General features: G+C 66.0%; 19 protein-coding genes. 17 read left to right on the forward strand and 2 right to left on the reverse strand.

What is annotated here, in order from left to right; all coding sequences use genetic code 11:
• The 12 genes from ABWP92_RS08715 to ABWP92_RS08770 all read left to right on the forward strand — a co-directional run.
• Positions 1 to 252: hypothetical protein (locus ABWP92_RS08715; RefSeq protein WP_353234982.1), on the forward strand; the 252-nt coding region annotated here is incomplete at its 5' end.
• A gap of 321 nt (positions 253 to 573) precedes the next feature.
• A complete protein-coding gene (gene wecB, locus ABWP92_RS08720) occupies positions 574 to 1,767 on the forward strand; it encodes a non-hydrolyzing UDP-N-acetylglucosamine 2-epimerase (protein WP_353234983.1) in 1,194 nt (397 codons plus the stop codon).
• A gap of 8 nt (positions 1,768 to 1,775) precedes the next feature.
• Entirely contained in the window at positions 1,776 to 4,016 is a 2,241-nt protein-coding gene (locus ABWP92_RS08725; protein ID WP_353234984.1) for a hypothetical protein, read from the forward strand.
• Complete coding sequence (locus ABWP92_RS08730) at positions 4,016 to 5,707, forward strand: glycosyl transferase family protein (RefSeq protein WP_502907491.1); 1,692 nt, start codon at positions 4,016 to 4,018, stop codon at positions 5,705 to 5,707. The genes ABWP92_RS08725 and ABWP92_RS08730 overlap by 1 nt, the downstream gene beginning before the upstream one ends.
• Positions 5,704 to 8,463, forward strand: a complete 2,760-nt coding sequence (locus ABWP92_RS08735) for an NfrA family protein (protein ID WP_353234986.1) — start codon at positions 5,704 to 5,706, stop codon at positions 8,461 to 8,463. Before ABWP92_RS08730 ends, ABWP92_RS08735 begins: the two co-directional genes overlap by 4 nt.
• Before the next feature lie 47 nt (positions 8,464 to 8,510).
• Entirely contained in the window at positions 8,511 to 9,521 is a 1,011-nt protein-coding gene (locus ABWP92_RS08740; RefSeq protein WP_502907490.1) for an alginate O-acetyltransferase AlgX-related protein, read from the forward strand.
• Positions 9,522 to 9,534: 13 nt separating this feature from the next.
• Complete coding sequence (locus tag ABWP92_RS08745; RefSeq protein WP_353234987.1) at positions 9,535 to 10,665, forward strand: alginate O-acetyltransferase AlgX-related protein; 1,131 nt, start codon at positions 9,535 to 9,537, stop codon at positions 10,663 to 10,665.
• A 6-nt stretch (positions 10,666 to 10,671) separates the two neighbouring features.
• The gene (locus tag ABWP92_RS08750) at positions 10,672 to 12,252 is read left to right on the forward strand and encodes an MBOAT family O-acyltransferase (RefSeq protein WP_353234988.1); all 1,581 of its coding nucleotides are present in this window, start codon (positions 10,672 to 10,674) and stop codon (positions 12,250 to 12,252) included.
• A gap of 23 nt (positions 12,253 to 12,275) precedes the next feature.
• Positions 12,276 to 12,515: an acyl carrier protein gene (locus ABWP92_RS08755; protein WP_353234989.1), complete on the forward strand. Its 240-nt coding sequence runs from the start codon at positions 12,276 to 12,278 to the stop codon at positions 12,513 to 12,515.
• A gap of 49 nt (positions 12,516 to 12,564) precedes the next feature.
• Positions 12,565 to 14,043 (forward strand): AMP-binding protein, encoded by a 1,479-nt coding sequence (locus ABWP92_RS08760; protein ID WP_353234990.1) that lies wholly within the window; start codon positions 12,565 to 12,567, stop codon positions 14,041 to 14,043.
• Between the two features lie 11 nt (positions 14,044 to 14,054).
• Positions 14,055 to 14,747 carry an alginate O-acetyltransferase AlgF gene (locus ABWP92_RS08765; RefSeq protein ID WP_353234991.1) on the forward strand — a complete coding sequence of 231 codons (693 nt, stop codon included), beginning with the start codon at positions 14,055 to 14,057 and terminating at the stop codon, positions 14,745 to 14,747.
• A gap of 34 nt (positions 14,748 to 14,781) precedes the next feature.
• Positions 14,782 to 15,909 (forward strand): acyl-CoA dehydrogenase family protein, encoded by a 1,128-nt coding sequence (locus ABWP92_RS08770; protein ID WP_353234992.1) that lies wholly within the window; start codon positions 14,782 to 14,784, stop codon positions 15,907 to 15,909.
• Positions 15,910 to 15,932: 23 nt separating this feature from the next.
• Here the strand turns inward: ABWP92_RS08770 and ABWP92_RS08775 are convergent, their stop codons facing one another.
• Together ABWP92_RS08775 and ABWP92_RS08780 are read right to left on the reverse strand one after the other, a co-directional pair.
• Positions 15,933 to 16,961: a DUF4434 domain-containing protein gene (locus tag ABWP92_RS08775; RefSeq protein ID WP_353234993.1), complete on the reverse strand. Its 1,029-nt coding sequence runs from the start codon at positions 16,959 to 16,961 to the stop codon at positions 15,933 to 15,935.
• Positions 16,962 to 17,247: 286 nt separating this feature from the next.
• Positions 17,248 to 18,405, reverse strand: a complete 1,158-nt coding sequence (locus ABWP92_RS08780; RefSeq protein ID WP_353234994.1) for a metallophosphoesterase — start codon at positions 18,403 to 18,405, stop codon at positions 17,248 to 17,250.
• 68 nt (positions 18,406 to 18,473) lie between these two features.
• Here ABWP92_RS08780 and ABWP92_RS08785 point away from each other — a divergent pair, with 68 nt between their 5' ends.
• The 5 genes from ABWP92_RS08785 (at position 18,474) to ABWP92_RS08805 (ending at position 22,029) form a co-directional block, all read left to right on the forward strand.
• Positions 18,474 to 18,701 carry a cysteine-rich CWC family protein gene (locus ABWP92_RS08785; RefSeq protein ID WP_353234995.1) on the forward strand — a complete coding sequence of 76 codons (228 nt, stop codon included), beginning with the start codon at positions 18,474 to 18,476 and terminating at the stop codon, positions 18,699 to 18,701.
• Between the two features lie 75 nt (positions 18,702 to 18,776).
• Complete coding sequence (locus tag ABWP92_RS08790) at positions 18,777 to 19,007, forward strand: 4-oxalocrotonate tautomerase (RefSeq protein ID WP_353234996.1); 231 nt, start codon at positions 18,777 to 18,779, stop codon at positions 19,005 to 19,007.
• Entirely contained in the window at positions 19,004 to 20,491 is a 1,488-nt protein-coding gene (locus ABWP92_RS08795; protein ID WP_353234997.1) for a DHA2 family efflux MFS transporter permease subunit, read from the forward strand. Before ABWP92_RS08790 ends, ABWP92_RS08795 begins: the two co-directional genes overlap by 4 nt.
• 89 nt (positions 20,492 to 20,580) lie before the next feature.
• Complete coding sequence (locus tag ABWP92_RS08800; protein ID WP_353234998.1) at positions 20,581 to 21,342, forward strand: class II glutamine amidotransferase; 762 nt, start codon at positions 20,581 to 20,583, stop codon at positions 21,340 to 21,342.
• Between the two features lie 120 nt (positions 21,343 to 21,462).
• Positions 21,463 to 22,029 (forward strand): cytochrome b, encoded by a 567-nt coding sequence (locus ABWP92_RS08805; RefSeq protein WP_353234999.1) that lies wholly within the window; start codon positions 21,463 to 21,465, stop codon positions 22,027 to 22,029.
• The last annotated feature ends 94 nt before the right edge of the window (positions 22,030 to 22,123 follow it).

The following is a 22,123-nucleotide window of genomic DNA, read 5'->3' on the forward strand; positions in this document are numbered from 1 at the left end:
GGGAAGCGTGTAGTCCTTTTTGTTGCCGCCCGGGGATCTTGTTTCCAATCATTCATCTTTACAAACGTGTCTACACGTAAGTTATTAAAAGTAAATGAATGCAGGCGTTACGACAGCAAAAAAGAACAATTCTCATTTTCAAAAAACCCGGGCTACCTACTTATCGCCATCTGCCGCCGCCCGTCTCTCTTTCCTCGTGAACGAAACCGTTTCCCCGACGATGCGACAACAGAAGCCCCGAAGAGGAAGTGACTGCCTGCATCAATGAAGAAAAACGTAATTGATACGAAATACGTCTTATGTGACGAATTTTTATTTCTTCACGAAAAACATGCTGACAGCTCCAACGCTGAAATCACAAAAGCAACAAAGCAACAACAATTTCCCTCGCCCAATTCATTGCGAGTTCCAGAATTCTGTAAACAATCGAAGCTATTGAAATTTAATTTTTGATAGTTTTTAGTTGTTCAGACACTTCCCGCCATGGCGGCCCGGTCTCGTTGGATGCCCACCCCAAGCCCGGCCTCGCATGGCGCAATCAACCGAGGGGTTGCTCTGCAATCGGATGCCGCAATGAAAATACTTTCCGTTTTCGGTACACGTCCCGAAGCCATCAAGATGGCGCCCCTCGTTCAGCGCCTGGCCCGTACTCCTGAGATCGAAAGCCTCGTCTGCGTGACGGGGCAGCACCGGCAGATGCTCGATCAGGTGATGTCGCTGTTCCAGATCCGGGCCGACTTCGATCTGGCTGTGATGCAGCCCAATCAAACCCTCAACGGACTGTTCTCCAGGACCATTGCCGGCGTGGATGACGTGCTCGCCGAGGTCCGGCCCGACGTGGTGCTGGCGCATGGCGACACCAGCACCGCCTGCGCATGCGCCATGGCCGCCTTTCACCGCCGCATCGCCGTCGGCCACGTGGAGGCGGGCCTGCGCACGGGCAACCTCGCCATGCCCTTTCCCGAGGAAATGAACCGCCGGGTGGTCGATTGCGTGAGTGAATGGATGTTCGCGCCCACGCTCACGTCCAAGGCGAACCTGCTCCATGAGCATCTCCAGGGGCGCATCTTCGTCACCGGCAACACGGTGATCGACGCGCTTGCAGCCACTTGCGACAGGCTGCGGGGCGATGCCGCGCTGGCGCGGCAGATGGCGCAGCGCTACCCGTGGATGGACTCCGGGCGCAAGCTGATCCTGGTGACGGGCCACCGCCGCGAGAGCTTCGGCGAGGGGTTTCGCTCCATCTGCGCGGCGCTAGCACAACTGGCGCAGCGCGGCGACGTGCAGATCGTCTATCCGGTTCACATGAATCCGGCGGTGCGCGATGTCGTCATGTCCACGCTGTCCCGTTGCGAGCGCATCCATCTCATCGAGCCGCTGGAGTACCTGAACTTCGTCTGGATGATGCAGCGCGCGCATCTCATCCTCACCGATTCGGGCGGCGTCCAGGAAGAAGCGCCCTACCTCGGCAAGCCCGTGCTGGTCATGCGCGAAGTCACCGAGCGTCCGGAAGCCGTCGCCGCGGGCACGGTCGCCATCGTCGGCACGAGCACGCAGCGCATCACCCAGGCCGTCGAGCACCTGCTGGACCAGCCCGAGCTGCATGCCTCCTTCGCGCGCCGCATCAACCCCTATGGCGACGGCGAGGCCTCCGGGCGCATCATCGCGGCGCTCCTCGGCCAGCCGTTCCAGGAGTTCGGCGCGGCGGCTGGCGACGCGGATGGAGCACGAGCCCACGCATCCAGCCCCTCTCTTTCCAGCCACTAAGGTGCCGCATGCCCGTGCTCCGGAGAACGCCTTCCCGGCCCGCGCCCGAAAACAGCGCGCAGTTGCTCGTCGGCAGCGTGGTGGCGCTGGCGCTGCTCACCGCGCACCCTGGCGCGCAGGCCAGCGCGCTGAGCGACAGCCTTGCGCAACTGACGCAAGGCCAGCGGTTCGAGCGCCGCATCTCGCTGTCCACCATGGGGCTGCTCGGCTCGTCGATCAACGTGCCCGCGGGCTCCATGCAGGAGTTCTATTTCCCGGTGCATGCGGGCGACGGCTCGCGCTCGCTGCTGGTGACGACACCCGCGAACCAGCCCACGGCGTCCTTTGCCGTCAACGGCGTGCAGGCATCCGCATCCACCGCCGCATCGTCCGGCAACACGCGCCAGATGAACAACCGGCTGCCCATCACGGCGGCACAGGGGCAAGCGCGACTTGGAATGCAGGCAGGCGCCATGCCGAAAGACGGCTGCGACTCCGCGCCAGCGGGGGGCGTGGCGCTGGATCCCGGAAGCTACCTGTCCTACTACCCCTCGGCCGCGGACACGGCTGCGCCAGCCTGGACGCAAGGCGCCTCCACCTTGCCCGACCGGCCCTTCCTGCTGGTCGCCGCGCCGCCCCTGAATTCCGAGACGTTCGACACCGCGTGGCGCGTGGGCATCGTCATGGCGCGCCAGGGACGCCCGGCGACCGTGCATACGCTGCCCGCCGTCGGCGACGTGGTGGACACCAGGACGCTGGCCATTCCGCAAGGGCTCGCCGCCATCCCGGCGTTCGCGGCGCTGGCTGACGGCAGCGCCCACCACACCATCGCCAATGCCGCTGAAGTCGGGGCGCTCCTGATGCTGGATGCCGCCGACGTGCTGGCCGACGTCGTGGTGGTGGACTCCGCATTGCGCACCCAGATCGGGAGTGCGCTCGATGCTCTGGCCGCGCAGATCACGGATGACGACACGCTGCGCCTTCTCGCCCAATGGCGCGAAAGGCAGATGCCGCTGGCCGGCAAGGACGTGTCCGTCGCCCCCTTCAGCCGCATGCCGCTGGGAGCGCACCCCGTATGGGCGGTGCCCGCCAGCGGCGCGGCCAGCCTGGCGGCCATCAGCGACAACGCCGGATGGCTGCGCCTGAGCGCCACCGCCAATGGCGCCGCGCGCACGGCGGCCAATCAGGCCGATCATGCGCTGGTGCGCGCCTCCGACGACCCCGCGCGCGGGCAGTATCTGGTGCAGGCGCCCCAAAGCTGGTCCGCCACCTTCGCCATGCTGCCGCCGGCGACCAGCAGCCATACGCCGGCGCATGTGCAGATCGGGTTCACGCTCCCCGCCAAGGCGGCCAGCCAGAAGCCGGTCGGCGTGCTGCGCTGGAACGGCATCCTGCTGGCGGCGCGGCAGCTCCAAGGCGCCGACGGGCAGCGCCAGACGCTGGAGGCGGACATCCCCGTCTATGCGCTCAGCGCCCTCAATCTGCTGCAGGTCGCCCTGGAGCAGGACGCGCCAGCGGGCGGCTGCGGCAAGGCTGCCGCGGTGCCCGCCACGGCACTCGACTTCAACGTGCGGTTCAGCTCCGCCGCGCCCGCCGGGCTGCCCAGGAATCCGGCGTTCTCCGACCTCATTCCCCGTCTCGGGTTCGACGCGGAAATGGCCGTGCCAGAAGGCTTTCTGAGCCAGGCGCGCGAGGGCCTCTCCGCCGCCATCCATCTGGCGTCGGCTGCCAACCTCTCGCCCAGCGCGGCGCGGCTGGTGCTGGTCGAGCAAGGCAAGCCCTATACCCCCACGCGCCCCTTCGTCGCCGCGGGAGTCGCGCTGCGGGACGCGACTTCGCCCGTCTCCCTGAAGGGCGGCGAAATACGCTTTCACGACCGCCCGGTGCAAGGCCTTCCATGGCCCGCCCGGCAAAGCGCCATGGTCAGCGTGATGCAGGTGGCGCAGGCATCCGGCCAGGCCGGCCTGCTGTGGTATCCGCTCGGCGACAACGCCTGGCCCGAGGCCACCGGACTGCTCGTCAACCGCGCTCCGCTTGCGCTGCTGGGGCCCGGCGCGGACGTGGCATGGGTCGATGGCTCCGGCAACGTCGCACTGGCGTCCGAGGCCAGCGACGCCGGCCCGATGTATGAATGGCGCAGCCTCTTCTCATGGGGCGTTCCGGTCACGCTCGGGCTGCTGATCCTGTTCGTCGCGCTTCTCATTGCTTCCATGATTGCAACGCGTGCCGCCAAGCGGCGCAAACCCGGACCAAGCGGAGGTACATCATGATGTCCAGCCACTATCTTCCGTATCTGCTTGCCGACTATTACCGCTGGCTCGAAATCGTCGGCGTCATAGTCGCGGTGATCATCTTCATCTCCAGCGTCGATGACCTGATCGTCGACGCCTGGTTCTGGGGCCGCCAGCTCTACCGGCGCTTCTTCCTGCCGCACTATCCGCCGCTCAGCAGCGCCACCATCCGCGCCGCGCCCGAGCAGCCCATGGCCATCATGGTGCCCGCATGGCTGGAGCACGACGTCATCGCCATGATGCTCGAGAGCATGGTCAACACGCTCGAATACAAGAACTACATGATCTTCGTCGGCACGTACCGCAACGACGAGCGGACCAGAACCGAGGTCGAGCGCATGCGCCGCCGCTACCGCCAGCTGGTGCGCGTGGAAGTGCCGCACGACGGCCCCACCTGCAAGGCGGACTGCCTGAACTGGCTGGTGCAGGCCATCTTCAAACAGAACGCGCAGCAGTCCGTGCCCTTTGCCGGCATCGTGCTGCACGACAGCGAAGACCTGCTGCATCCGCTGGAGCTCAAGTACTACAACTACCTGCTGCCGCGCTTCGACTTCATCCAGCTGCCGGTGGCGTCCATCGAACGCAACTGGTACGAGCTGGTGGCGGGCACCTACATGGACGAGTTCGCCGAGTGGCATTCCAAGGACCTGGTGGTGCGCGAGAGAATGTCGCACATGGTGCCGTCGGCGGGCGTGGGCACGTGCTTTTCCCGCAAGGCGCTCGAATACCTCGCCGCGCAGACCGACAACCAGCCATTCAATACCGACACGCTGACCGAGGACTACGACATCGGCGCACGCCTGTCGCGCATGGGCATGAAGCAGATCTTCGGCCAGTTCCTGGTGGAGCGCACGGCGCACCGCAAGAGCTGGTTCGGACTGGGCCGCCAGCGCGAGTCCTCGCAGACGCTGCCGCTGGACATCCGCGAATACTTTCCCAACACCTTCCGCACCGCCTACCGCCAGAAAGCGCGCTGGACGCTCGGCATCGGCCTGCAAGGCTGGTCCCAGGTGGGCTGGAAGGGATCGCTGGCCGTCAAGTACCTGCTGTTCCGCGACCGCAAGGGATTGGTGACCGCCTTCATCGCCATCGGCGGCTACTTCCTGCTGCTGAACTTCCTGGCCTTCTGGTTCATGGCCCGCGCCGGGCTGTGGGACACCTATTACCCGTCGGTGTTCTCGCCGGGCGGCTGGGTGGGCACGCTGATCGCGCTGAACGCCATCGCGCTGCTGCTGCGCGTGGGGCAGCGCGCGTTCTTCGTGCAACGGCTGTACGGCTGGGAGCACGCGCTCCTGTCCATCCCGCGCATGGTGGTCGGCAACTTCATCAACGCCATGGCGGCGGCGCGCGCATGGCGGCTGTACCTCACCCACCTCGTCACCGGCAAGCATCTGGCGTGGGACAAGACCATGCACGACTTCCCGTCCGCCGACCAGCTCCAGCAACAGCGCCAGACCCTGGGGCAGTTGCTCATCAGCTGGCGCGTGATCAGCGAAGAGCAGCTCAACATCGCGCTCAACCACCAGCAAAGCATCAGCCTGCCGCTGGGTGAAATCCTGGTGCAGAACAAGCACCTGGACGAGAACACCTTGAACGAAGCCATCTCCTACCAGCAATACGTGGATGGGTTTTCGCGCACCGCGCCGCTCGCAGCCGAGGTGGCCGCATGACCGCCGCCAGGCTCTCACGCGCCGCCATGGCCGCGCTGATGGTGTCATGCGCCTGCGCCAGCGTGTGTGCCGCCGCTCCGGCCGCATCCGCCGAGAAGGCCGGCCGCAAGGAAGCGCCGCTCACGGGCAAGGCCTGGCGCCACGCCAACCAGGCCTATGCGAGCTTCAAGGCAGGCCGCTATGCGCAGGCCGAACAGCAGGCCAGGAGCGCGATCGCGTTGCGGCCCGATCTGCTGCGCCTGCGCATGCTGCAGATTTATTCGCTGCAGAAACTGGGCAAGAACGCACAGGCGCTCGAAGCCGTCGCAGCCGCCGAAGCCGCGGGCCTGCAGTCCGATGAACTGCGCGCGGCCAAGGCCAACCTCCAGGCGCCATCCGCCTCGCCCGCCAGCGAAGCCTACCGCCAGGCGTTTCCCCTGGCGACCGAGGCGTTCGCCGACTACAACGCCCAGAAATACGAGTCCAGCGCCAGGCTCGCGGAGCAGGCCGTGCGCATCGATCCCAGCCAGGGAGCCTGGGCGCTGCTCTGGATCTCGGCGCTCGAAGCGCAGGACCAGCCCAAGGCGGCCATCGAGGCGGCCGATACCGCCCTCGCGCTCGGCGCGCCCAACACCAACGACCTGATCGCCCGCAAGCAGAGCCTGCTCAGATCGCTCTCGACCGAACCCACGATCGCCGCATACAAGGCGCTCTCCGAAAACGACCCCGGCGGCGCCGCCACGCAGGCGCGCGAAGCGGTCCGGCTCTCGCCCGACGCGCAGAGCCTGCGGCTCCTGCTGATGACCGCGCTGCTGTACAGCAACCAGCTCCCGGCCGCGGAGGAGACCGCATCCGAGGCGCTCAAGCGCGATGACGAGGACACTTCCTCGCTGGTCTTTCGCGGCTATCTCAGGCAGCGCCAGAACAAGACGGAGCTGGCCAACCAGGACTTCGACGAAGCCATCGCGCAGGACTGGCTCGACGACGACCAGCGCGCCAGCATCCGCCTCATCGCGGCGGACGCCGCGCTCGCCGCGGGCGACCACGAACGCGTGAAGGCGCTGCTCGCGCCGCTCGACGCCGATGACAAGCCGGTCGCGGACCGCCTGGCGCTGGCCGGGCAGCATGCCAGGCCGCCGCGCAAGCTCACCACCGGCAACTACCCGCCGCCGTTTCAGGACTGCCATGACACGCCCTACGGAACGGCATGCGAGATGAAGCCTGCCGACGAATCCATGACGGGATCGGCCAGCGCCAAGGCGTATGCGGCCTATGGCCGGCAGGACTACCAGGAAGCCATCGCCCAGGCCCGGATCGCGGTGGAGCAGGCGCCCGACAATCCCGCCATGCAGCTGCTGCTGACCATCACGCTGGCGGCGGGCAACGACGAGCAGCGCGCGCTCGCGCTCACCCGGCTGGACTCCGCGCTGCAGGAACATCCCGACGACGCATCGCTGTTGATGCAGCGCGGCTATCTCTACCAGCGCCAGCGCGAGCCCGAGAAGGCGCTGCGGGATTTCCAGGCGGCCAGGGACACGGGCAAGGCGCCCCCCAGCCTGGTGCTGGACGAAGGCTTCGCGCTCGCCAGCGCGGGCCGCAAGCCCGAGGCCATCCAGGCGCTCAAGCAGGCCATCGACATGGATGACAACGGAGAGCTGGAGCTCACGCCCGAGCAGCGCTATTTCACGCGCAGCTCGGTGGCCGGGCTCTCGCGCGGATGGGGCGCATCGGTATCGGCCAGCTACCGCGGCGCGCGCCCGGCGGGCTCCGGCCTGAACGGCACGCCCATCACCACGGCGGGCGACTCGGTGTTCAGCTCCGCCGACATCTTCTGGCGGCCGCAGCAATTCCTCAATGGCCCGACACAGGTCTTCGAGGTGTACGGGCGCGTGATGAACACGCTGCGCAACGGCTCCTCCGTCTCGTACGACCAATCGGTGATCGACCCCTGCACCGGACTGCCGTCGCCGGTCAGCGGTGGAAAATTCGACGGGGTTTCAGGATTCCCCACCACGCTGGGATCGGTGGGCGTGCGCTTCACGCCCTCGACCGACTATGCGTTCACCCTCGGCCTGGAGCGCAGGTTCCTGCTGGGCACGGGCACGCGCACGGGCACCGTCACTCCGGCCTCGGCGGAGCTGCGCTGCAAGCTCAGCGGGCGCGATCCGTCACAGCCCGGCGCGCCCGTCGTCGGCAATGCGCAAACCATCAACTTCGACGGCAGCGCGAGCAGCGGCGGCTGGCTGGCATACGCCACCTATGGGTTCTATGAAGGCACGGGCCTGCGCTTCGACAAAGACAGCTGGTTCACGATGGAAGGCTATCTGCAGGCCGGCTATTACCGCGAGGACCTGTCCGCCAATTTCTGGACCACGGACGCATCGACCGGCGAGCGCTCGCCACGGCAAAGAGGCCGGTACAGGCGCGACCAATGGTTTGCCAACGCCGAGGTGCGCGTAGGCAGGAGCTTCCGGATGGACTCCGTCAGCGACCACCTGCTGATCTTCCCGCACCTGGTGGCCGCCGTCGATTTCCAGCGCCAGAACTACCGCGCCCGCGTTCCCGGCTTCGCGCAGGAAATGGCGGTGCTCGGCAACGGCTCGAGCTGGGCCTCGGGCGTCGGCGCGGGCGTCAGCCTCCGCTATGCGTTCCGCGAAGACCACTACAACGCGCCGCGCTCCTACATGGACTGGACCATCCAGTACCGCACCAACGTGGGCGGCGGGCAGGCGGACCGCGCCAAGGGATGGTTCATGAGCCTGTCCGTCTGGTACTGACGCCAGCCCCGCCCCCACACCCGACACTGAACAGGAGGACATCGATCATGCAGGAGACACGCCATCCCTCTTCGCCGCCGCTGTGGCGGCGCGCATGCGGCCACGCCAGATATCTGGCCGCCGCCGCGCTGATGACGGCCGCATTCGCCTGGGCGGCGGACGGCTCCGCGCTGATCATCAAGGGAAAGGAAGGCTGGCTGTTCGCGGGCTGGGGCAGCCTCACGCACGTGGACCCCGCGGGCATCGACAAATCCGTGCGCATGATCGCCAGGACCAACGAACTGCTGGCCTCCAAGGGCATCAGGCTCGAAGTGCTGATGCTGCCCGACAAGGTCCATTTCTATGAGTCCCTGCTGCCCGACGACAGGCAGGTGAGCCCCGAGGTGCGGCAGCGCTACCAGCTCATCCTCGGCAAGCTGCAGCAGGCCGGCATCGCCACGTTCGACGACCTCGCGGTGCTCAGGTCGGTACAGGCATCCGGAAAGAACGTTTTCTACCGCACCGATCAGCACTGGACGCAGGACGCCGCCGATGCCACCGCGCTGGCCACCGCCGACGCGATCCGACGGGACGTCGCGCAGCTCGCCGGCCAGTCCGGCTCCGGCACGGCGCTCGGTGACACCACCAAGGAGCGGCGCTACGGCGACCTGGCCGAACTCTTTCTCACGCCCGAGGAGAAAAAGAAGATCGGCCGCGAGATCTATACCATCCGCCGCCAGGCCGAAGGCCAGGGCCTGCTCGACGACGCGCCCGCCCCCGTGCATGTGACCGGCCACAGCATGGTGCAGCCCTATTTCGGCTTTCCGCAGAAGCTCTCCAACGCCATCGACCGGCCGGTTTCATTGAACTGGAAACCGGGCAACATCGGCCCGTGGGTGATGCTGCTCGAATACCTGGAATCGCCCGCCTTCCGCCAGCACAGCCCCCAGGTGCTGGTGTGGCAGATGTACGAGCCCAACTTCAACCAGGGCCCCGATGCCGCCGGTCTCTGGGACAACGCATCCGTCATGCCTGACGACGAGTGGATGCAGCGGGTCACCCGCGCCATCAACCCATAAAAGCAGGACCGCCATGAACAAGCCCCTGAGCGCCCCTTCATCCTCGCCCGCGAACGCGCACGGCGCCAGCGCGTTCGTGTGGATGGCGCTGCTCGCCGTGGGCCTGCTCGTGGGCCTGTGGTCGCTCGCGCAGGCGCGGCTCGCGCCGGACAGGAAAACCGTGGCCGCATGGCTTGAAGGCGCAGCCGAGACAGCGCTGAATCAATCGCTCAGGCTGCCGGGCCAGGCAGCCATCGAAACGGTCAACGCATCGGTACGGTACCGCTTCTTTGGCGACCTCGGCGAGAAAGTGGTGCTGGGCTGCCCGCAGTGGATGTTCTACCAGGACGGCCTGCGCGCGCCGCCGGGCACGCCCGCCAGCGTCGTGACCGAGCGCCTGCAACTGCTCAAGCACTGGCATGACGAACTGCTGCGGCGCAATGTGCAATTGCTTGTCGTCGCCGTTCCCGACAAGGCGCGCGTGGAGGCCCGCCATCTGTGCGGCCGCACGATGGCGCAGACGCTGCACGCCCGCTATGACATGCTCGCACGGACACTGGCACGCAACGCCATCGGTTTCGTGGACCTGCGCGGCGCTCTCGAAGGGCGAAAGGAGCCCATGTTCTTCCGGACCGACGTGCACATGAACGCCGCTGGCGCGCAGCGCGCCGCGCAGGCCGTCGCCAGCAAGGCGCTCGTGCAATTAGGCGGCGAGCGCGGGGGCCAGGAATTCGAAGTCTCGCCCCCCACCGAGCCCCGCCCGCGCATGGGCGATCTGCTCACGCTGTCCGGCCTGCAGCATGCGGCGCCGCTGTGGCGGCCCGACATCGAACTCGTGCCGGAGCAGACCGTCACGCCCGTGCGCGGCGGCGGCCTGCTCGACGAGACACCGCCCGTTCGGGTGCTGCTTGCCGGAAGTTCCAACGGCCTGCGCAGCAACTTCGCCGGATGGCTTGGCAAGGCCCTGGGGCAGGAAGTCTGGAACCTCAGCATGGATGGAGGCCAGTTCGCCGGCGCGATGCTCAAGGCCGTCGCGCAAGCCGATCGCTGGCCGCAAAGCCTGCGTCTGGTGATCTGGGAGTTCTCGGAAAACACGCTCTCGCTGCCGCTCACCGACGACGAAAAGAAAGCGCTGGCCGCCTTGCCCGCACCGCCCGCTCCCTGACCCGCCATGCTGTTCAACTCCTACATCTTTTTGCTGCTGTTCCTGCCGATCGCGCTGATGGGCTACTACGCGGCCGGGCGCGTCAGCCTGCGGCTGGCGGCGTTCTGGCTGTGCGTGGCGTCCTTCGTTTTCTATGGCTGGTGGAACCCGCAGTTCGTCGCGCTGCTCACGGCGTCGATCCTCTTCAACTATGCGGTCGGCCTGCTGATCCTGCGCTGCGTCGGCTCGCCGCGCAGGCAACTGCTGGTGACCAGCGCGGGCGTCATCATCGATCTGGCGGTGCTGATCCACTACAAGTATTTCGCCGCGCTGTTCAATTTCCTCAGCGAATGGGGACTCGCGCATGGCGCCATGGACACGCTGATCCTGCCGCTCGGCATATCGTTCTTCACCTTCACGCAGATCGGCTTTCTGCTCGATTGCCGCTCCGGCCTGGTCAAGGAAAAGGGCTTTCTCAGCTACGTGCTGTTCGTGACGTTCTTCCCCCACCTGATCGCCGGTCCGATTCTTCATCACAAGGAGATGATTCCGCAGTTCGCCGACCCGGCCAACTACCGCTTCAGGGCGGACAACCTGTCCATCGGCGGCGCGCTGTTCGTCATCGGGCTCGCCAAGAAAGTCCTGCTGGCCGATGGCATCGCGCCCTTTGCCGACGCGGGCTTCGCCGCCCCATCGGAGCTGGGATTCTGGGGCGCTTGGGCCGCGAGCATGAGCTACGCGCTGCAGATCTATTTCGATTTCTCGGGCTACTCCGACATGGCGCTCGGCCTGGCGAAGATGTTCGGCATCCGCTTCCCGCTCAACTTCAACTCGCCATACAAGGCCGCGAGCATCGTGGACTTCTGGGCGCGCTGGCACATCACGCTCACGCGCTATCTGACGTCCTATCTGTACTATCCGGCCGCCATGGCGATCTCGCGCGCCCGCGAAAAACGCGACATGCCCGTGGGCTCCAGCGCCGCCAGGACGCCCGGCGGATTCGCCGCGACCATCATCGTTCCCACCCTGTTCACCATGGGGCTGGCAGGCATCTGGCACGGCGCGGGACTGCAGTTTCTGGTGTTCGGCATCTGGCACGGGCTGTGCCTGTCGATCAACCACGGCTGGCGCATTTTCGTGGTCGGAAAGAAGCCGCCCTCCGAACGCCACAACGGCCCCGCCGCCAAGGCGGCCAGCGTGCTGATCACGTTCATCGCCGTCCTGATCGGACAGGCATTCTTCCGCGCCGACGGCATGCACAGCGCATGGCAACTGCTCACGGGAATGATGGGCCTGCGCGGCTTCGAGAGCCTGGAGTCCCTCGCGCACGTCGCCGGGCTTCCCGCCGGCGACGCGTGGCGGCTGCTCATCGGCCATCACCTGCAGTTCTTCTACATCGCTGCACTGCTGTGCATCACCTGGTTCACGCCCAACGCACACCAGATCCTGGGCGGGCATTCCCCCGCCTTGTTCAAGACGCTCGCCAATCCGAGCCGGCTGCTGCAATGGCGGCCCAGCCCCGGCTGGCTGATCGCCACCTTGCTGCTGCTGGCGCTGTGCGTGGCCACGCTGCACAAGGAAACACGTTTCCTGTATTTCCAGTTCTGATCTTTCCACAAAGGAGTTCCACCATGCCCATCAACGATATCGAAACCCAGGTCGCCACCCTCATCGAGGGAATCATCATGACGCCGGTGGCGACCGACGCGCAATTGATCGACTCGGGGCTCGTGGACTCGCTGTCCGCCGTCGACGTGGCCCTTGCCGTCGAACGCCAGTTCAGCGTGAAGATCCCGCCCTCGGAGATCGACGTGCATCTGCAATCGGTGCACACGCTCGCGCAATACATCGAATCCAACGGCGGGGCCTGACCCGCGCGCGGCAACCGCCCGCCGGAACCAACCCGGACTGGAGGACAACATGCAATTTGATTTCGACCGCTTCGAGTTCACCCGCCCCGGCGAAAGCCCATCGGCCCTCGCGATCCAGGATGCGCAGGCTGCCATGACCTGGGGCGAGCTGCTCGCCGCCGTGGATGACTGGGTCCTGCAGGCGCTCGCCGAGGGCCTGCGCGCCGACGAGCCGCTGGTGATCACGGGCCACAAGGAGGCGGCGTTCGTGGTGGCCATGCTGGGCTGCCTGCGGCTGGGCGTTCCGTTCGTTCCCATCGACGTCATCAATCCCCAGGAACGCATCCAGCGCATCACCGAGCTGGTCAGCGCCGCCACCCGCTATGACGCGCAGGCCCGCAGCTTCCTGCCCACCGGCCACCCGGCGCGCCCGCTCGAACAGAAAGGGCTGGCCTACATCATGTTCACCTCGGGCAGCACCGGCGACCCCAAGGGGGTGCAGATCGGGCGCGAGAGCATCGGCCTTTTCGCCGGCTGGATACGCGACTGCCTGGGGCTTGGGCCCGCGCCGGTGTTCATGGACCAGATGCTGTTCAGCTTTGATTTCTCGCTCTTCAACTGGGTGGGCGCGCTGGCCTGCGGCGGTTCGGTGGTGCTGTGCTCGCGCGAGACCATCGACGACCGGGAGGCATTCACGCGCTACCTCGCCGATGCGCGGGTCTCGGTCTGGGCATCCACGCCGTCCTTCCTGCGCCAGCAATTGCTGGATACGCGCTTCAATGCCGGGGAACTGCCCGACCTGAAGGTGTTCCTGTTCGGCGCGGAATCCCTCACGCCCACGATGGTGGAGGCGATGTGGGAGCGCTTTGCGCAATCGCGCATCATCAACTCCTACGGCCCCACCGAGGCCACCTGCTCGACCACCTGGGTCGAGGTGGATCCCTCCATGCGGGAGGCCGCTCCGCTGCCCTTTCCCATCGGCCGGGCCAAGCCCTATGCCGAGGTATTCATCGATGACGGGGAAATCTGCATCAGCGGCGATCACGTGATGCGCGGCTACATCAACCGGCCCGACCTGAACGAGACGCGCATGTTCACGCGCAACGGCAAGCGCGGCTACCGCTCCGGCGACCTGGGCGACATGGACGAGCGCGGCCTGGTCACCTTCAGGGGCCGCCGCGACGACCAGATCAAGATGCACGGCTACCGGATCGAACTGGCCGAGGTGGATGCCGCCCTGGCGCTGCTGCCCGGCGTGCGCGCCGGATCGTCGGTGGCGCTCAGGCGCCCGGATGGCGTGATCGTGCGCATGGTCGGTTTCGTCGATCCCGACCATCCCGGACCCGCCGGGCTGCACCCGCCCGGAGAAGCGCTGCGGGATTGGAAAGCCATCCTCGCGCGCCGCGTTCCCTCCTACATGATTCCGTCGGAGCTGCTCGTCTGCCACGGCTTGCCCATATCGCAGACCGAAAAAGTCGATCGCAAGAAGCTCGAACAGATGTACCGCGAAAGCCGGGCGAGCCGCCCCGCCGCAGCCGCCGCCAACTGAAGGCCGTTCCCATGAAACACCGCCACTTCCACCCTGCCCTGCGCGGCCTCCTGCTGGCATCGCTGGCCGCCGCATCGGCGCCCGCCCTGCATGCCGAAGGCGCTTTCGCACAGCTGTATGCGGCGCGCCCGCCGGCGGGCTCATCCTTCGTGCGCGTGCTCAACGCGGGCGCAAAGCCGCTCCAGGTCCAGATCGCGCAAGGCCCGCGGCAAACACTCTCGGGCGACACCGTCGCCTCCAGCTATGCCATCGTCAAGGGCGATTCGGAATTCACCGTCACCATCAACGGCAAGGCCAGCGCGCCGATGAAGGTGCCGCCCGATACCTTTGCATCGCTGCTGGCCGCGGGCGAACAGGATGCCGCGCGGCTTGCCGTGATCGACGACTCCGCCGGAGCGCCCCAGGATGCGCTCAAGGCCGGCCTGCGCTTTTACAACCTCAGCAGCGGCTGCGCGCAGGGCGCGGTCGGCATCGCGCCCGCGGGCACGCCGCTTTTCGCACCCGTTGCCCATGGCGGCTCCGCCGCGCGCGCGATCAACCCCGTCAAGGCGACGCTCGTGGGCAGCTGCGCCGGCGTGTCCACCGAAGCGCTCGCCCTGCCGGCGCTGCAGCCCGGCGAGCACTACAGCCTGTTCCTGACAGGCAGCGCCGCCAGGCCCGTTCTGCGCGGACAACGCAGCGCCACGGACAACTACAAGCCCTGACCCTCACCAGCCCCACCACCACCGGGAACACGCCATGCGCAAAATCTTCCACGATCACCATCTCATGCTGCAGACGCAGGTGACTCGTTTCGTGGAGCAGGAAATCCTGCCCTACTACGAGCAGTGGGAGGCCGTGGGCGTCACGCCGCGTTCGCTGTGGCGCAAGGCCGGAGCCAACGGGCTGCTCAACTGCGCGATTCCCGCGCCCTGGGGCCATGGCGGGGACTTCGGGCATACCGCCATCGTGATCGAGGAGATCGCCCGGGCCAACTGCCTTGGCATCGGCTTCTCGGTTCATTCGGACATGGTGGCGCCCTACATCGTGCACCTGGGCACGCAGGAGCAGAAAAACCGCTGGCTTCCCCGCATGACGGCGGGCGAATGCATAGGAGCCCTCGCCATGACCGAGCCCGACGCGGGCAGCGACCTCAAGGCGGTGCGCACACGCGCGCAGCGCACCGGCAAGCACTATGTGCTCAACGGCCACAAGACCTTCGTGACCAACGGCACCAACGCCGATCTCGTTCTCGTGCTGGCCAGCACCGCGCCGGAGCTGGGCGCGCGCGGCCTGACGCTGTTCGCGGTGGAGCGCGGCATGCCCGGGTTCTCCCAGGGACAGCCGCTGCGCAAGATCGGCCAGCACGCGCAGGACACCTGCGAGCTGTTCTTCAATGAAGTCCAGATTCCCTACGGCAACCGCATCGGAGAGGAAAACGAAGGCTTTGGCTATGTGACCATGGCGCTTGCGCAGGAGCGTCTCGCAATCGCCCTGCGCGCCGCCGCGAACCTGGAAGGAATGATGGATGTGACCTGCGACTACGTGAAGCAGCGCAAGGCCTTCGGCCGCCATGTCATCGACTTCCAGAACACGCGTTTCAAGCTCGCCACCGTCGCCGCGCGCACCGCCATGCTGCGGGTATTTCTGGACGACTGCCTGGACCAGCATATGCAAGGCGGGCTGGATTCAACGACCGCCGCCATGGCCAAGCTCAACGCCACCGAACTGCAAAACGAGATGCTCGACGAGATGCTGCAGATGTTCGGCGGCTACGGCTACATGGCCGAATACGGCATTGGCCGCGCATGGACGGATGCTCGCGCGTTGAGCATTTTCGGCGGCACCAACGAGATCATGCGGGAGATCATCGGCAAGCATATCTGAGCGCGCGGCCGCGCGCCGGCACGTCAGGGCGAAACCGGCTGCGGCGCGCGGAAGGCCGCCTTCCAGATGCCGCGCAGCTGCATTCCCTCGAGCGAGTCCTGCGACGCCCAGGGCTCGAGCGCGAACGCGACGATGCGCTGCGCGCCATAGCCCTCGGCGATGTTCCACTGCCTGCGCAGGCGATCCACGCCCGCGGTGTGCGCGCTGAATTCGCCCGCCACGTTCGCCGCATCCTGATCCATATCGAACAGTTCCACGATCAGGTCAAAATTGGCGCCGCGCTGCAACAGCATCTGGTGCAGCGGCTCCAGGCGTTCGTAATTGGCCAGGCCATGCACGCCCACGCCGTCCTGCACCATGGGGCGCAGGATGACGCGGTCCAGCAGATAGCTCCACATGTCCGCGAGCGCCTGGGGGCTGGCCATCTCGCTGTAGTACGTGGAAATGCTCGGCTCGCGGCCCGTGGTCTCGATCGCCACATCCGACAGCGCCTTGAGCCAGTTGGCCAGCAATTCAAGGCGTGGCTGCCGGCCCCAGTCGTATTGCTCGATCTCGTAGGGGATGTACCAGCCCGCGAATGCCGTGTGCTGCTGCCAGGTGACCGAACGCATGTACTGGATGCAGTTCTTGCCGATGGATTGCATGTAGGAATTCACGGCATTGATGTCCTCCTGCGCAATGGCAGTCCACCAATCCTGGTTATAGGGAAGCCCGATGTGCACGGACATGCCCTGGTTGGCCGCCTGATCCAGAAGTGTTTGCAGCATCCGGCCGCGCGCATCCCACGTCTGCATGGATTCGCCTTCCAGCGCAACCCATTGCAGGAACAGCGAATCGCAGCCCAGCTCCTTCATGCCCGAGAGCACGGAACGCCAGCGCTCGGGCGTCCAATCCATATGCTCCTGCCAAGGCTGCAGGAAACTGCCGCCGGTGGCCTGCAGATTTTTGCAGCCCGCGAGAACCATGGTGCCGCCCAGCGCGCAGACACCGGCAAAGCGCAGCCAATCCCGGCGTGAAAGGCTGCCTGAAAATGTGGGAGAAATTGAAGACATCCCCGGCACTTTAATCACGATTCAAAGGAAAACCCTTCCGACTCGCAAAAGAGCGTAAGCATCATTCATGGATGTTTTAACCGCCGTTTCCATGGAGTTCCCGTCCATTTGCTGCCTTTTTTGACGGTACGTTCACGCAGCGCCCGGAATCTCCCGGAACATCCCTTCATGCCGCCGATTTACCGCCAAACGGAAAATCACTGGCAAACAGGCACGGATATTACAAAAAATTCACTCGATACATAACCTGTCCTACATCTCGCAATCTCCATGTGAGGTAGAGGCTCTATCCCTTCCTCCATACCAGCACGTCGATCCGGGGCGGCACGCCCAGCCGTACGGCAAAGCCCGCCCAAAGTCCCGCGCCGTTGCTCACGAACAGCTTCATGCGCTCCACGTCGTAGACACCGCGCACATAACCGTTGTTGACCGGCGCGACGATGTAGCGATCAAGCCCGAGAATGTGGCCGCCATGGGTATGGCCGGATATCTGCAGGCCGACGCCATGGGCCGCGTTCTCGCGCGCGAGCTTGGGCTGATGGGCGAGCAGCAGGTGGAAGTCCGCGCCCCGGGCCTGCCGGGCCACGGCGTCCATGTCGGGGGGCGGGCCCTCCGGCACGGCCGGATCGGCGTTCTGCTGCGACAGCCGGCCATAGGCGGGATCGCCAATGCCCGAGATCGCCAGCGTGCGCCCCTTGATCTTCACGCGCTCGGTCTGGTTTTCCAGGTAGCGCAGGCCCAGGCCGCGATAGACCCTGGCCCAGGCGTCGTAGCCGCTGTAGTACTCATGATTGCCGGGCGCCGAATACACGCCATACGGCGCCTTCAGCATGGACAGCGGCGCGAGGTTGACAGCCTGCGTGGCGGCATCGCCATCCGCCATGTCGCCGGGCAGGACAATCAGATCGGGCCGCGCCGCCAGCACGCGGTCGACAATGCCCTGCACGTAGCGCGCATTGTTCACCGGGCTCGCGTGGATGTCCGCCAGCACGGCGACGCGCAGGCCGTCGAACTCGGCGGGAAGGTTCGGGATCACGATGTCCTGCTCATGCACCTGCGGGATCCGCAGCGCCTGCATCACGCCCAGGCCCGCCACCAGCAGCGACGCCGCCACACCCAGCACGGTGAATGCTTCGCGCGAGCGCGCGCTCATCGCGCCGCCAGCCAGCTTCAGCAACAGCCCCCAGACATCGCGCGCGAACGCCAGCAGGCATGCGATCAGCAAGGCCGCCAGAATCCAGCCGCTGGCCACCTGCAGATGCGCGATCACGACGTAGTCGAGCGCCGTGTGGCGCATGGCCCAGATCAACGCCGCGGGCAGGGCCCCGAGCGCGATGGTGGGAAGAAACGCCCACCAGAACGCCGCGCGCCGCTCCCGCGCGAGCAGCGGCCACCACAGCCAGAGAGCCAGCGGCAGCACCGCCAGGCTTGCATAGAAAATCATATGGAATGTTTTATCCGGAATCCGGCGCCGTGCGGGCCCTGCCGATACACTTGCCACCGGAGTATTTCATGAGCCCCGCAGAACACGAAGCCGCCGACACCAGCCACTGCCCGCTTTGCGGGCAGGCCAATCAATGCGCGATTGTCGCAGGCCTGCCGCCCGAGAGCTGCTGGTGCATGAATGAACCCGTCTCGCGCGAGGCTCTCGCGCGCGTACCCGCCGATCTCAAGGGCCGCTCCTGCATCTGCCCGCACTGCGGCGCGGCAGAGCCCGCGCAGCATACCCACCAGTCCTGACCCGCGCAGCCAGCCAGCCGCCGACCGTGCGGCGCGGATGCGCTCGCGCGCCAGCAAATATCATCAGCTGCCGATATGATTTGCGCTCATTTTTCATCCGCCAGGAAAGGACCTCACATGCCAACGTACCACATCGAAATGATGGAAGGCCGCACCGTCGAGCAAAAGCGCAAGCTGGTCGAGGAGATCACCCGCGTGAGCGTGGAGGTGCTGGGCGGCTCGCCCGAGTCCGTGGACATCCTGATCACCGACGTCAAGCGCGAGAACTGGTCCACCGGCGGCAAGCTCTGGCTGGATCGCCAATGAAAGGTTTCCTGCAGGCCACCTTCAGCGGCTCTGCATCGGCCAGCCAGCTGCGCGAGCGTTATGGCGCGCGCTACCGCTGGCTTCTGTTGCTCTCCGTGCTGGCGGGCACGATCGCCTCGCTCATTCCATCGACCAGCGTGAACGTGGCCATCCCGGCCATCAGCGCCCACTTCGAGCTCGGCCAGGCCCGCGCGCAATGGATCACCTCGGGCTTCATGGTGGCATCGACCGTCGCCATGCTCACCACGCCATGGCTGCTGAGCCGTTTCGGATACCGCGTCACCTATGTCGGCGCGATCACACTGCTCATGGTGGGCGCCCTCCTGGGCGGCGTCGCGCAACACTTTCCGCTGGTGCTGGCCTCGCGCGTGGCCGAAGGCGTTGCGGCAGGCATCATCCAGCCGATTCCGGCGGTCATCATCCTGCACGCCTTCCAGCCCCACGAGCAAGGGCGCGCGGGCGGCCTCTTCGGAATGGGCGTCGTGCTGGCGCCCGCCATCGCGCCCGCGCTGGGCGGCGTGCTCACCGATCTGCTGGGCTGGCGCAGCACTTTCTTCATGGTGGTGCCCGTCACGCTGGTGGCGCTATGGCTGGGCGTCAAGTTCGTGCCGCACTCATCGCCCGGCGGCGCGTCGGTGGGCGAGAACAGCGCCGGGCTGGACTGGCTCGGCCTCGCGCTCGGCGCAGGCGGCACGCTGTGCCTGCTCAACGGCATGGCGCAGTTGCATGGCGATTCGCGCGGCCCGGCCTATGCGCTGCTGGTGCTCGCCGCGCTGCTGCTGGCAGGCTTCATCCTCTGGCAGAAGGCGCTGCTTGCGCGTGCAAAGAAACCGCTCATGGACCTGCGCCTGTTCAGTTGCCGCCCGTTCGTGATGGGCTGCATCGTCTCGGCCGTCTATGGCACGGCCATGTTCGGCTCGACCTACCTGCTGCCGCTGTTCATGCAAATGGGCATAGGACTGTCGGCCAGCTATGCCGGCAACCTGCTGCTGCCCGCCGGGCTGGTGCTCGCGCTGACCTTTCCGCTGGTGGGACGGCTGGCCGACAGGCAGCCCACGCACTGGCTCGTGAGCATCGGACTCGGGCTTTTGGCGCTCTCGTTCGCGCTGATGATCCTGGTGGGCAACTCCACGGCGCTGTGGCTGCTCGCGGCCTTCATCATCGTCGGGCGGATCGGGCTCGGCTTCATCCTGCCCAGCCTGAACCTCGGCGCCATGCGTCCGCTGGAGAAAACACTGATCGCGCAGGGCGCGGGCACCATCAGCTTCATCCGCATGCTGGGCGGCGCCGCCGGAGTGAGCCTGTGCGGTATCGTGCTGCAGTGGCGCATGGCCGTGCATGCCGCGGACACCACGCTGCCCACGGAAGCCGGACGGCTCGCCGCCTTTCACGAATGCTTCGTTCTGCTGACCGCGCTCTGCCTGATCGCGCTGGCCGCCGCCACCCAGTTGCGCGCGCCCGCCAAGGCTGCCAAGGCCGGATGACCCCCGCCCGCATCGTTTTGTACTAACCTATGGCGGTATCCGGGCGGCGCACCCCGCGCCGCCCCACGAACAGCGAAAGCATTCATTGCATGTGCCAGCTTTTAGGAATGAACTGCAACACCCCGACTGACGTGCGCTTCAGCTTCTCGGGCTTCACCCAGCGCGCGGGCAAGACAGGCGATCACACGGACGGCTGGGGCATCGCATTCTTCGAAGACAAGGGACTGCGCCACTTCGTCGACCACGAGCGCGCGATCGACTCACCCGTCGCCAAGCTCATCCGCGAATACCCGATCCGCAGCCAGAACGTGATCGCCCACATCCGCAAGGCCACGCAAGGCGTGGTCAGCCTGCAGAACTGCCACCCGTTCGTGCGCGAACTCTGGGGACACTACTGGGTGTTCGCGCACAACGGCGACCTCAAGAACTTCAGCCCCAACCTGCACCGCCATTTCCAGCCCGTGGGCAGCACCGACAGCGAACAGGCATTCTGCTGGCTCATGCAGGAACTGTCCAAATCGCACGCCCGCATGCCCAGCATCGAAGAGCTCACCATCACCCTGCGCGAGCTTGCCCCCGGCATCGCCCGGCACGGCACCTTCAACTTCCTGCTCTCCAACGGACAGGCCCTGTGGGCTCACGCATCGACCCACCTCTACTACATCGAGCGCAAGCACCCCTTCATGCAGGCGCAACTTTGCGACGAAGACCTCAAGGTCAATTTCGCATCCGAGACCACGCCCAACGACAAGGTAGCCGTCGTCGTGACCGCGCCGCTCACGTCCGACGAAGAATGGACCCCCTTCCAAAGCGGCGAACTCAAGGTATTCGTGAACGGTCAAGCGCGCTGACTCCGCGAAGAACACATCGATCTATATCGATGTGATCATCCGTGCTTGCGCTTGTTACAACATGCGCCTATCCTTGCCGCGGGCCAGGTGAACTGGCCCGCAACGAAAAGGAGTCTGGTCTTGCATTCCCTCGGACCGCGCGTGCGCTTTGCCGCGCCGCTCATCGCGCTTCACTGGGTTACGCTGATCCTCATCGCATGCGTGTATGCGCTCATGGAGTTCCGGAGCATCTTCCCCAAAGGCTCCCCCAACTACCTGCTCATGCGCAACTGGCACTACGCGCTCGGCATCAGTATCTGGCTGATGACCTTCGCGCGGCTGGGAATCCGCATCGCCACCGGCAGGCCGGCCATCACACCCCGCCCTCCCTCCTGGCAGGAACGCGCCGCCTGGGTGGTGGAAGTGCTGCTCTACGTCCTCTTGCTGAGCGTGCCGCTGCTCGGCTGGCTGATGATGAACGCCGGCGACCGCCAGCCCTGGTTCTTCGGCCTGCAACTACCCACGCTCATGCAGGCCAACAGCGAACTCAGGCCCCAGTTCAAACAATGGCACATCTGGATCGCCGACGTCGGCTACGCACTCATCGCCCTGCATGCCGCAGCGGCGCTCTGGCACCACTTCGTGCAACGCGACGACACCATCAAGCGCATGATGTTCTCCAGACGACGGCCATCCCGCTGGCTCTGAGTAACCCCATGCAGCCAAAGCCGGACACGATTACACGGGCATTAAGAGCTGCTAACACGACCCAGCAAACCGAAGGTTTGCGATCGAGACGAGG

It is taken from the genome of Diaphorobacter ruginosibacter, from assembly GCF_040396215.1.
GTDB classification, from domain to species: Bacteria; Pseudomonadota; Gammaproteobacteria; order Burkholderiales; family Burkholderiaceae_C; genus Diaphorobacter_A; species Diaphorobacter_A ruginosibacter_A.